The sequence below is a fragment of the Pokkaliibacter sp. MBI-7 genome (genome assembly GCF_029846635.1).
In the GTDB taxonomy this organism is placed as follows: Bacteria; Pseudomonadota; Gammaproteobacteria; order Pseudomonadales; family Balneatricaceae; genus Pokkaliibacter.
The window spans coordinates 2,123,007-2,134,625 of sequence record NZ_JARVTG010000002.1 but is presented as its reverse complement, the minus strand read 5'-3'; the positions used below and the strand labels follow the sequence as shown (position 1 = coordinate 2,134,625).

General features: G+C 55.5%; 13 protein-coding genes. 1 reads left to right on the top strand and 12 read right to left on the bottom strand.

Annotation, left to right across the window (positions count from 1 at the left end):
- Nucleotides 1-16 precede the first annotated feature (16 nt).
- From QCD60_RS29430 to QCD60_RS29390, 9 genes are all read right to left on the bottom strand, one after another.
- Entirely contained in the window at nucleotides 17-601 is a 585-nt protein-coding gene (locus tag QCD60_RS29430) for a hypothetical protein (RefSeq protein WP_279781269.1), read from the bottom strand.
- Entirely contained in the window at nucleotides 598-1,089 is a 492-nt protein-coding gene (locus QCD60_RS29425; protein WP_279781267.1) for a DUF3158 family protein, read from the bottom strand. Before QCD60_RS29425 ends, QCD60_RS29430 begins: the two co-directional genes overlap by 4 nt.
- Nucleotides 1,086-1,988: a PFL_4669 family integrating conjugative element protein gene (locus QCD60_RS29420; RefSeq protein WP_279790975.1), complete on the bottom strand. Its 903-nt coding sequence runs from the start codon at nucleotides 1,986-1,988 to the stop codon at nucleotides 1,086-1,088. The genes QCD60_RS29425 and QCD60_RS29420 overlap by 4 nt, the downstream gene beginning before the upstream one ends.
- 563 nt (nucleotides 1,989-2,551) lie before the next feature.
- A complete protein-coding gene (locus tag QCD60_RS29415; RefSeq protein WP_279790973.1) occupies nucleotides 2,552-2,842 on the bottom strand; it encodes a hypothetical protein in 291 nt (96 codons plus the stop codon).
- Between the two features lie 31 nt (nucleotides 2,843-2,873).
- Nucleotides 2,874-3,386: a single-stranded DNA-binding protein gene (ssb, locus tag QCD60_RS29410; protein ID WP_347950293.1), complete on the bottom strand. Its 513-nt coding sequence runs from the start codon at nucleotides 3,384-3,386 to the stop codon at nucleotides 2,874-2,876.
- Complete coding sequence (locus QCD60_RS29405) at nucleotides 3,370-4,101, bottom strand: hypothetical protein (protein ID WP_279790971.1); 732 nt, start codon at nucleotides 4,099-4,101, stop codon at nucleotides 3,370-3,372. The genes ssb and QCD60_RS29405 overlap by 17 nt, the downstream gene beginning before the upstream one ends.
- 158 nt (nucleotides 4,102-4,259) lie before the next feature.
- Nucleotides 4,260-4,715, bottom strand: coding sequence for a hypothetical protein (locus QCD60_RS29400; RefSeq protein WP_279790969.1), 456 nt, complete (start codon nucleotides 4,713-4,715; stop codon nucleotides 4,260-4,262).
- A gap of 160 nt (nucleotides 4,716-4,875) precedes the next feature.
- The gene (locus QCD60_RS29395; RefSeq protein WP_279790968.1) at nucleotides 4,876-5,733 is read right to left on the bottom strand and encodes a BRO family protein; all 858 of its coding nucleotides are present in this window, start codon (nucleotides 5,731-5,733) and stop codon (nucleotides 4,876-4,878) included.
- 240 nt (nucleotides 5,734-5,973) lie between these two features.
- Entirely contained in the window at nucleotides 5,974-8,277 is a 2,304-nt protein-coding gene (locus tag QCD60_RS29390; RefSeq protein WP_279790966.1) for an ATP-binding protein, read from the bottom strand.
- A 522-nt stretch (nucleotides 8,278-8,799) separates the two neighbouring features.
- On the opposite strand from QCD60_RS29390, the gene QCD60_RS29385 reads away from it, so the two are divergent.
- The gene (locus QCD60_RS29385) at nucleotides 8,800-9,798 is read left to right on the top strand and encodes a WYL domain-containing protein (protein WP_279787991.1); all 999 of its coding nucleotides are present in this window, start codon (nucleotides 8,800-8,802) and stop codon (nucleotides 9,796-9,798) included.
- A gap of 99 nt (nucleotides 9,799-9,897) precedes the next feature.
- Here QCD60_RS29385 and QCD60_RS29380 read toward each other — a convergent pair whose 3' ends face one another.
- From QCD60_RS29380 to QCD60_RS29370, 3 genes are all read right to left on the bottom strand, one after another.
- Complete coding sequence (locus QCD60_RS29380; RefSeq protein ID WP_279787992.1) at nucleotides 9,898-10,092, bottom strand: hypothetical protein; 195 nt, start codon at nucleotides 10,090-10,092, stop codon at nucleotides 9,898-9,900.
- A gap of 437 nt (nucleotides 10,093-10,529) precedes the next feature.
- The gene (locus QCD60_RS29375) at nucleotides 10,530-10,700 is read right to left on the bottom strand and encodes a hypothetical protein (protein ID WP_279790964.1); all 171 of its coding nucleotides are present in this window, start codon (nucleotides 10,698-10,700) and stop codon (nucleotides 10,530-10,532) included.
- 124 nt (nucleotides 10,701-10,824) lie between these two features.
- Nucleotides 10,825-11,475: a DNA-binding protein gene (locus QCD60_RS29370; RefSeq protein WP_279790961.1), complete on the bottom strand. Its 651-nt coding sequence runs from the start codon at nucleotides 11,473-11,475 to the stop codon at nucleotides 10,825-10,827.
- Between the last annotated feature and the right edge of the window lie 144 nt (nucleotides 11,476-11,619).

Here is an 11,619-nt window from a genome sequence, read left to right as displayed (position 1 = left end):
CCGGGCGCCGCCTCAGCTACTGGCTGACTTGGGTGTGAGCCTCTACCAGAGGCAGCCCGAGCAATATCTTGTTCAGCACCTGATCCACTGCGACTTTCGCTATCGACATCATCGCTGCAGGCGGTACGGTATCCCGGTTCTCGTAATGGCCACAGTCCTTTGTGACGGTGACGACAGGCGTCTTTTCCTGAAGATCAATGACCAGATGCTGAGCAATGCAGCGTGCGACAAACGCGCTGCCTGTGCGACTGGTGATGCTCTCACCCGGAAATACATCAAATAGCGCGAACGCTTGAAATTCGATCACTCGTTCTGCTCCATCGCGCAATGTCACAGTGGCTGTCGTTGTACCAGGTTCAAATCCCGATGACTCTGACTCAATGCGAACCACACTTGCATCCCTGAGTTGTTTAACTAGCGGATGATGCTCCAGTTGCTCGGACACCTCATGTAGCTGAACACGCCCTGCATCTACCCGGCTGTGCCAACCAGGAATGATGAAGACCCAGCAGATGATCACACATGCGATCAACACGCCCAGCGTGCCAAAAAACTGATCCAGATCATCCAATATACTCCCGCGTGAGTTTTTATCAGTCATACCCGCTCCTCACTCCACACGTTTTCTGCCGACTCCATCTTCGTCAGCCCATCGGTAGCCTGCCGGATCAGCGTGCTGCAGATACTCATCTGCAGATTGAACGCCACACGATCCTGCTCCATAGCCAGCAGTGACCGACGCACGCTGGCATCGACCTGTTTTTGCATGACCGACGCCCACAACGGTACGCCACTCTGCCCAGCTTGGTGATCCGGCAAACGCCAGCGCAGAAAAGTTGCCCCAGATCCTGCCCGCTGCAGTCGTAGAATCGCACCGAGCTGCCAGACATAGTTCAACTCCTCCGACTGCCGGACGATATACCGACCCAGGACCAGGAGCCCCTCACGGGACTCCTCGGCCTGCACACCCAATAGCGCGATTCTCCCCTTACCCTTAAAAGGAAAAAGGCCTTTTAGGGAGGGAACGTTTGCGGCCTGTGACAGCAGCTCTGGGGAGACATCGTTTGCGGGGGTGTAGACGCGAATCACGCCTCGGCCTCGATGTCAGATACCCCTGCCTCAGTCATCTTCGTAGCTCCATTGATCACTGCCCCAGTCACTTCCTCACCCGCGTCATTCAGCTCTTCGGTAGCAGGTACTGCGTCAGTCACTGTGTTGATCGGGGGGTGTCCGGCGGCCAGACCTGCCCGCGTTGCCAGCGCCTCATTCATGGCATCCAGCTGTGCTTTGGGCAGAGGAGGGGAGAACTGTGAGCGCAGGGTGCCGTCCAGTATCGCTGTCGACAGCTCGCCGTGGCGCTCGATGGTGGCCAACACTTTTGCACCGCCGAGCACATAATCTGCTCTCGTCAATCCAGTGAATCGATAGCGTCGCGACTTATCAAACACACTGCGCACCACCCGGGCCGCGTCGCGTATCAAGGCGTTCTTGTCGCTGTTGCCGATCAGCCCCACATGGCTGGCCAACAAAATAGCACGAACCAGCTCGTCAAAATCCGACACCAGGTAGCTACCCTGGAACGCGAGCGGCGTGGCGCTGATCACCGGAAACTGCCTTGGGCTTACCGACAAGTTATCTGTCATCGAGATCGACGAGGGTACCTGGCTTAACACCGCGGCAATGGTTTGTTTCTGCTCAAGCAGGGCCTGACGGGCTTTTGCGATAGCCTGCTCGATGTCCAACATGTGTTTGTCAGCGTAGGGATCGTACATTCCTGATGCGACCTGAGCCTGATGCATGTTGGACATAAATACTCGCATTCCGGGGCGACTGAACGGGCGCGTATTGGACTCATCCGCTGCATTGTCGCCGTTAATATTGACCCCTTCCCACAGGCGGCAAGCGTGGTGAGTATGTAACTGGATAGTGATGGTCGAGCGCAGTGCGCCCAGCTGGGGGGATGTCACGGAAATAGCAGAATCAGACATGAACACACTCCTGATTGAATGACAAAGCGAAAATAGGAACGAAACACGAGCAAGAAAAATCGAGAAAGTGGCGCAGGATCTACGTCCGACTGCCGCTACGCAGTGTGTTCAACAACGGCCAGCAACTCAGCAGAAAACCCTCAGAGACAGGCTGAGAGTAAGGAAATAGAGGAGGGAGGGATATTGCCTCAACTGACCCGAATTTGGCTAAGTGATGACAGTGTCATCACTTTACTAACCCATGGTCACTTATTTGTGGCATTTGTAGCTGACCCGAATTTGGCTAAGTGATTCCAGTGGAATCACTCAGCAGCAAAAACTGAGGCAGCAGAACACATACTGCCGCATAGCATATTGACTTGTCTTTTAATATGTGGATGGTAAATGCTAAAGCCTGTCCCAGTCTCTCTGCCTTTCCCAACCTCTCAGCCAGCATCCTTAGTGACCGCTGCTACAGTCTTGATGGGTTGCCGCTCCGCCTTCCCCCAGCGTTTGATATGCTGCGCCAATTTTCTGACATCCGTGCCGGCTGCCTGTATATCCAGCTGCAATGCCACAAGTACTCACTGTCCCCACTCAAACGATACCCAGACATACCGCCGTTGCTCCGGTGCCGGATGTCGGCTTGTCGTCACATCCACCAAAAACTGACACTGGGCTAGGATGGCATCGCCATCCGAGACCCATTCACCCGCTGCTTTGCGGTGATCCAGTTCGTGCTGATTCAAGGTATAGAGTTTGCCCGGCGGATAGCGCATGCCGTCGGGTGCCAGACACCCAACAGCCGCAGCACTGTCTGCTGATGGCGTGGCGAGTGCAGGCAGGGCGACGGCCCAGCACACGGCACTGAGCATCACCGCACTCCACCCTTGTTTCAGGGGTTGCCTAGAAGGGAATGTCATCATCAAAGTCGTCAAAGCTGTTCTGTGGGTAGCCGGAGTAATCGGGCAGGGGTGAGGCAGGTTGCTGGTAGGGCTGTTGTGGATTTCCTCCCTGGCGACCGGAGGCATTTGGCGTACTTCCGCCCGGGCCTGCTCCCTGGCCGTTGTCAGGACGGCTGTCCAGCAGCTGCATTGAGCCGCGCATGTCTACGACGACCTCGGTGGTGTAGCGATCCTGACCACTCTGGTCCTGCCACTTACGGGTCTGCAGCTTACCTTCCACATACAGCTTGGACCCTTTGCGCGCATACTGACCGACCACTTCAGCCAGACGGGCGAAAAACACCACGCGGTGCCATTCCGTTCGTTCTTGTACTTGGCCGGACTGTTTGTCTTTCCAGCTTTCGCTGGTTGCCAGGGTAATGTTGGCTACGGCAGTGCCGTTGGGCATGTAGCGGACTTCGGGGTCCGCGCCCAGATTACCAATCAGGGTAACTTTATTAACGCCTCGTGCCACGATGGGCCTCCATATTGTTTGATGAAAGAGGTGATGGATGGATCGTCGGGAAGAGTGCCAGCTGCAGAGCAGTGGGATCGGATGTGTCGGCCTGAGCCCTTGGGATGGGAGCGGAGCCTGTCTGCTCTGGCTCCAGTGTCGCGACCACCCCTGACTCCAGGCGCAGCAGATCACACAGGGTGCGTTGCAACAGACGGCCTGATAACGGCTGCGAATAGACCGTGTGCCAATGCCATGCGGACTGTACCGGATACCCGGCAGCCATCCAGCGTAACTTCATCACCTGTTCCCAATCCGCGTGGTGGACCGACTCCGCCTGTCGCAGCAGAACCTGAGCCAGGGCATGACTGACATCCGACAGACCCACACCCATGGCCATGCTCAGTTGATAAAGAGTCGTGATGGGGGTGACCGCGGCCACCTCATACCACACCTGCACCAGATTGACCGGGACGACGGGCTGCCTGCGGGCTGCTGCCGCAGAACAGGACAGGCTACAGGTCAGTGCCCGACAGCCGGGCAGCACCTGCTCTAATACCAACATGGCGGTGGCTTCGGACAGACCGTCATCAATGCCCGGCAGTACCGGGAACGTATCCCGGACGCGCTGGATGAAGGCCAGCAGCTGACGAATCTGATCGACCTGCCAGGGCGTATCAATGCCGTACTGGCCGGACAGATGGGAGCGGGGATGGATCAAATGGTAGATGGCCATCGCAGTACCTCACCGAACGATGGCCGTAGTATTGGGGGAATAGGGTGAGCACACAGCAGGAAAAGCTCACGGAGGCTCAGAGGGTTTGCCCGGTACATGTATGGAGACGCGCTGGCCTTGTTCGGCGATTGCACGGGGATGACCTCCGTTATGCAATGCTAAGGCTGTGGGAATAGCGTAGTGGTGCAGTTATCCAGTATGCGTTTAACCCGATTGCGTGACATCGCCTCCCCTGTTTTCCACGACGCTATGTGAATCATCAGGCAGCGGTGATAGCCCAGTGACCGCAAGCAGTCCAGTAATGGCTGCGCTTCTTCCAGTACCTGTGCGCAGATCATGATCTTGAATGTGCCCGGGGTTGCACCGTGACGCTGGAGGTAATCGATGTTGAGTGCATAGGGCTCACCCATCACATCAGTCAGGATCACGTTATTCTCTGTTATCAAAGGGGTGGGCGATTCCTGCAGGCGCCCCAGTGCATCCCATTCAATGGGTAAATCCAGTACCTGATAGGCAGCGACACTTTTACCGGCCCCCGGCGCGCCGACCAGCACCACGACATGATGATCCTGCATTGCCTGTTTGATGAGAGGGGTCATCCTGTTGTCTTTCATACGGTTATCCTGCGCTGTTTCATGGTTAACGAAGCAGGCAGTGTAGTTCTGGCTCATCAGCGTGTAGCGGGGGAAACCTGACTGGCAGAAGAAGGGTTTTGAGGATGAGTAAGCCCAGCAGCGTCACTGGGCCTTGTACGGGGAATCGCAAGAGGAAGGGTTAACTATCCAGTTTTTTAAGACCGCGATGAGTCTGTTTTAATGATGTCTTCACTTTCTTGATGTCATCTGCCAAAGCCATATCTTCAGGGGCAATACCACTGATTTCTAACATGGTTTTGCGGATTTTAGAGCCTACTTCCCTGGCCGTATTTTCTGCCAGACGTTGACCTTGAATAGCTTCATTCTTCATCTTCAGGTCGGTCTGGGTGATACGAAAGAGATTGGCAGCCAGCTCTTCTTTACCCATAAAATCGAGCAAAGAGCGGTTTTTCTGGGCCAGTCCTTTATATTCCTTGAGCTGAGTAAGGCTCATGTTGTACATGCCTCTATACCCCGCATTCTGAAAAAAGGCATAGTCCTTGGCTGTCTCAATGCCCGCAGCCTTGGCTGTGGATGCCAGGGTTTTCTCATGGGCGGTAATCTCGTCACGGATCAGGACACGCTCAACCTCTGCAGGATTGTCTACATAGCGCTGAATCGCTTCGGCCGTGACAGCAAAGAAGGCCTGCGCCTGAGCCACTTTTTCTTTCTTGTTATCACCGTTCATGGCGACCAGATAACACGCAAAGCGCGAGAGTTTGAAGTCTTTGACCTCTTTACCATCCAGCGTTCGGTGGGTCTGCTGAAAATTATCGGACGTGTCAATGTCCAGTGTCAGGCAGGTGGTCATGGCCTTATTGAGGACTTTGCGAAAGGTCTCGTACGAGCTGTAGCCGAGCATAAACATGAAGTCACGGGCATACCAGTAAGTAAACCCATTCGCTCTGGCCAGATCGTTGAAGTTCATGAAGTCTTCCTCAAAGTGAAAGAGATCGACATCCTTACAGCGTTCGCCTTCATATTCACTATAGTCCATGGCATCCATCCTGTTCCAAAAAAACGCGTGATTCTAACACAGTCACAGAATGTATCCGTAAGTAAAAGTAGCACTTTAACAATGCGCCGGCTATGGCTTGGCACCCTCGTTAAATGATTGGATGAAACACTGCCGGGCAGTGTAGTTCTGGCTCATCAGCGTGTAGCGGGGGAAACCTGACTGGCAGCGGGAGCGGGAGAGATAGAGGAATGGCCCAGCAAGACAGCTGGACCAGGGCACTTAATCCTGCTGTTCACGCCAGCGCAGATAATCGGCCTCGCGATAGAAGCCGGCAGCGGCGGCATTACGCTGTATAGACCACCAGGTTTCTCCAGGCTGCAACAAGTGCCGCACCTCTTCCGGGATATAGCTCTCGGGTGTCGGTTCGTTCTCCTGCTCCTGCTCAGGCCAGAAGATGGCCCAGGGCTGGCTGGCCAGTTGTTTCATGGCCTCGTCCAGAGTGTCGGGGGTCTCGCACATACATTCCCAATAATCAAGCGCCTCCTTGAGCGTGTCCTGATCCAGCTCCGGGATATTGGCCAGCTGAGCCCGCAAGTGGTCCAGACGAGTACGCTCTGCTTGTTGCATGGCCTCAAACTCGGCGTTGCTTGCGCGCCAGGCGGCCTGTTCCTCCTCCCACTGTTGTTGACGCTGTTGCTGTTGTTGCTGCTCGATGATGGCTCGTTGAACCTGCGCCTTCTGCGCCTGTAGAAGCACGGCATGCCAGTCGGGCGGTGGGGCCTGCACCTGCTGCAGCCGGGCATTGACCTGAGTGATCAGGGCCAGGTTCTCGTCAGGCGGACTGGCCAGCAGCATCGCCTCGCCTTCGCTGATGCTCTCAATGGCTGGCGACATATCCCGCGTTTGCCGGCGTCGGCTGGCCAGATCGACAAGGTGCCGTCCACGCCAGGCTTCACTACGGGGTTTGTAGGTATCGGCACGGGTCATGCTGTCGGTGTATCTGCGCAGGAATTGGTGCAGGTGGCGCTGCCGGTCCTGACTATGGGTGATCGTGAGGTCGTGAAAACGCTGATAGAACGCTTCATCGTGCCCACAGTCCATGCTGTCGCCCTCATGGGCCAATTCGTGCTCCACCAGATTGAAGATGTAGGCAGCGGTTTGTAATGGGTGCCCCTTCAACCGCTGCACGACCTTGCGATCAATAGCAATATAGCTTTCGCCGTCGGTCCAGGCCTCTGCTGAGGACGATTCACCGAGCACGATATGAAAGCGGTTGGCGTAGCCTGTACAAAGCCGGGCGTACTGCACCAGACACCAGCGCAGCGCGACCCAGGCGCGTCGGGTTTCTTTATCCAGGCTTTTTTCTGAGAGTAGCTGAGTGCGTTCAACAAACGCCTGATGCAACACCTTAAAATCCAACAGGGCGGGGGGATCGAGGTTGAGGTGGCCCTCGTGATCACGCTCGGCAACCAGGTGCAGGATGTTTACCAGTACCTCCTGAAACTCTGTGTCGTTGTAGCACCCAAAGCGGGTCAGGGTCTGGGGATGAACGATGGTACAGATGCCTGCACTGGCAATGGCTTCTCCCCGAGGAACACCTGAAGAGCTGGCCACGCTGTACACGCTCCCCTCTTGCGTACCACTCCAGCAATGGCGCAGAAAGTGTGCCAGGCTGACATGACGTTTGCCCGGCAGGAGGGTAATCACCTCCTCATGGTGGTACAGCCGCACCAGCTCAGCATGCCCGGACATCAACTGCCTGGCCGTCTGCTCTCTGCGTGATTCGGTTTTACGATGGGCGCTGCGCTGTGTCAGTTCGGCGGTCAGTTTGCCAAACTGCGCCGCGATCTTTTTCCACACCGGACAGCTCTTACGCAGGATCTCGGTACGGGAGACGTTCAGATCAATAGCCTGTTTGGAAACGATCAGACCACCGGCGCCAAACACATGCCCCGGATCGTGACGGACCAGCACCCCCAGATTATAGATGCCGACCGCCCCGTCGTCCCTGACCCGGTAGTAGGCCATGTCGTCTTCATAGTCCCACTGTTCAAGGCGCGGATCACGAGAGATCACGCGCTCGTTGAGTACGATCTGAATCGGGGTATAGCGCACCAGGTCGCGAATCTCCTGTATTGTGGACATCAGCTCCTCTTCGCTCAGGGGGTCATACCAGTCTCCCTCAATGGCGCAGCCCCGTTCAGCGGCGCACTGCTCCAGATCATAGTGGTAACCCATGGTGCGGGTATCGACCCGCATCTGCCAGCCATTGGAACGCCAGATTGTACGGGCATGTGCCATGATCTGGCCCCGCCCCAGGCGGAAGCGACCAAAGGTGGCGTCCCCCTCCACATGGGGTGTCCCGAAGCGACCAAAGTACTGAATAACATCCTCACGGCTGGCGAAGCCGGCACCGTCATCCCGGCAGCGGAAGCCGGTCTTGTCCAGTGTCAGCGTGACCGTGGAGGCTTTGGCATCCACCGAGTTCATCAGCAGCTCAATGATGGCCTTGCCGATGGAGCCGGCCTGGCTGTAGATGATGTGATGGATGATCTGCGGATCAAGTTCAAAGGGCAGTTGCATGACACCTCCCGTGCCTGAATACATATCGCACGGGAGTATCGGAACAAAGCGGTGGTGCCGTCCTGCATCAAGCCTGACGGCGGGGCAGAGGGTTGGGGTAGGCGTTAGAGGACGGACGTATCGGTGGTTTCGGCTGGCGTGGATAGGACATGCGTCCAGCTTCCTTTCGCATCCGGCACCTTGCAGGGCCACTGATCGCCGTGCCACGGCAACGGCCACACCTGAAGTGGCACCGACCTGTCATGCTGACGGATGGCCATGTCCCGGGGAGGCACGAGAGCATCGACCGCCCGTTCTCACCCGATATGGGTTTAAACAGATTGGTATTGAGAGTGGCAAAGCTCACTGAATCACCCTATGCGCTGTCGTTACGTTCTTAGTCCACGTAGAGGAGCACTGCAGACCGCCAAAGTATCTATATTTTATACATCTATATATTAAATATAGGTAGTAGATGTTTATACAGTATCCACTTACACTGCTGTGGTATGAGTCATTAGGCGAGAGTGGAAGGGCCGCTAGATGCAGTATTCGCAGTACATCAAACCCGCGATCGCGTCAGACAAGCAAGCAGTCTCCGTGACGGATTTGGCCAGTAAGCGACTTGAAGCTGGAGCGTATTCGCACCCGCAGTGGCTGCGCCTGTGTTATATCGAACGCCAGTTACTCTGGGAGAGACGGTTAACTACGACCATGCTGATGGAGACCTTTGGGATCTCGCGTCCCCAGGCTCAGAAAGACATAAAACTTTATCAGCAAATCGCTCCGAAGGCGGTAAAGCAATATCAGTTAGGTATTCCCTACCATCAACCCTCTGAAAGCTTTGAGCCGGTTTTGCTGTCCGAAGCGGATTTACAGTGGCAGACCATAGAAGAGTACGCGCCGCCCGTGGCCGCCCACGCCACCGAAATGCCGATGCTGACGCGCCGCCACAATCTGTGCGTCCTAGCCCGGTTGCTCTCGGCCATCGAACACCAGCGGTCTATCGAAGCCGTGGTTGCTTCGATGAATTCACCTAAGGGGCGTGGCCGACGGCTAACGCCTACGGCAATCGCGTTCGTTAACAACCGTTACCACGTACGCGCGTTTTGCTGGGATAGCTTGGCGTATCGTGATTTCCTCATTGGTCGATTTAAAAGCACACCCAAAGTGGTCAAACCCTCTAAGTCCACGAAGGACTGGGGAGAGAGCGCCCCGGCTTTTGAGCGCTGTAGAGGTATTCCACCTGAGTTTGATGTTGAGTGGGAGCAGATAGTCGAACTTGAACTGAGACCTAATCCGCACCTTAGTGAAGATCAACAAGCCTTAATCGTTACCGATTACGAGTTAGATGAGGATGGGGCTGGGAAACCCAAAAGGATTAGACTTCGCAAACCGCTAATCGGCTATTTCTTGGTGGATAATCGTATTCCAGCGAGCGAAGCTGAATACAACATGGCTGTAGAGGGAAATGCTAAGGCTTGGCCCGTATTTGCCTTTGAGGCTGGCTCAAATAGGCCTGCCCATGAACTGGGGTTCTAGCCTGCTTGAATTAATGTAGAGCAAGTTTTACGCGGCGTGCTTTGATTAATCAATCAATCCACTTCAGCACGAAGCGCTCCAATATCCACACGGGCCTATTTAACGATCCAGCCGCCCGCAGAATACACCAAACTCCTCATGGCAGTTCTTGCACCAGGTCTGACCGTCTGCGATGCCATCCATATACACCATGAACTCTGGAGAGAAATAGTCGTAGCAGTGATCGCACTCGATTCTTGAGCCCATTTCGTTTTTGTCAGACGTGGTCTCAGTCGGTGGTGTCGCCGTTGCCATCTAGGCTCTCCTTCTCAAGTCGTTCGCGTAGCTTCTGCATAACCGCATCCGGTGGGTAGATCCGCTGCCAATGAGTTAACTGTTCGGCATCCAGCCAGGATTTCAGAGCTTGCGGGTCTTTCCCTGTGAGGTAGTCACCGCTAATCCCGCGCCGTTCCCAGCTATTCAATCTTGTGTTCCCATAGTACCAACCGGAGGAAGCTCACACTCTATAGGAGTCCACGTTGAGCCACCCTGCCTTTTCTACAGCAGGATGAGGAGTTCGTTGTCCCGGTGCCGTGTGTATCCCCTCAATCGGCTTAGGTGGCTCCGCACATCTAAGGCAGCTAGCCGTTCCAGCTTGTGCTTGTAGCGCTTGCTCGGGTCCCCCGATTCATTCAGGGAATCGATCCCATAGTTATAGGCTTTGACGATCGCGATTTTCATATCTCGACTTTCTACCTCGACCGGCATGCATCCCTGCAGCGGAAGCCGGTCTTGTCGAGTGTCAGCGTGACCGTGGTGGCCTGGGCATCCACTGAGTTCATCAACAACTCAGTGATGGCCTTACCGATGGAGCCAGCCTGACTGTAGATGATTTGCGGATTGAGCTCAAAGGGCAAATGCATGACACTCCCGTGCCTGAAATACATATCTCGGAACAAAGCAGTGGTGCCGTCCTGCATCAAGCCTGACGGCGGGACAGAGGATTGGATTGTGGTGTGATGGCAGTGGAGGCATCAGGCAATGGAGTTATTTTCCACCCGCACCCTGATCAGACCGCAGCTGGACAGCAGCCAGTAGAGTGGCATTCTGAGCCTGCATCACCTCCCACTGACCTGAGAGCTTTGCAGTAGATTCACGGGCGGCTGCCGCATCATGCCGCGCCGCTTCCAGCGCCTCTTTAGTCTGATTCAGCATCTCGGTCATTCGTGCGGTATCCTGCTCCACCCTCGCCCGGTAATCGGCGTGCACCTTAGCATCTGCCGCCGCCCTGGCCTTGTGCTCGGCCAACTCACCCCGCAGCGTTTCGATCTTTTCGGCTGCTTCTCGACGAGCTGTATCTAGCTCGGCCCGCACCGCCTTCATGTCAGAGTGTGCCTGCTCCAGCTCTTGAGCATGAGTTTCCGCCGCAACCTTTACCGCTTGTTCAGACGCTGCCAAACGCTCACGTAGCTGAGCCAACTCGACAGCCTGTGCCTGTCCATGAGTTCGCGCTTCACTGAGCTGCCTTTCCAGCAACTCAACTTCCGCCTGCGACTCATCCCACACTTGTTTGAGCCGATTGGGGTTGCCGCCACCGACCTTCTGCCGTAGGGCGAAGCCGGTCACATTGCGACCAGCGGCCACCAGGGCTTCGCCAGCAGCGATGATCTCTTCCGGGGAAAACTCAGCAGGGCGCATAACCGATCCTCCATCACGTGATAATCTCATTATATCAAAACAAACAAACAAACAAACAAACAAATAAATACCCTATTCTCCCAGGTGTTGTACCTGGGGCCTGCTCACGAAACGGGCGGATTGGGACGTTAAGCTGTTGACATG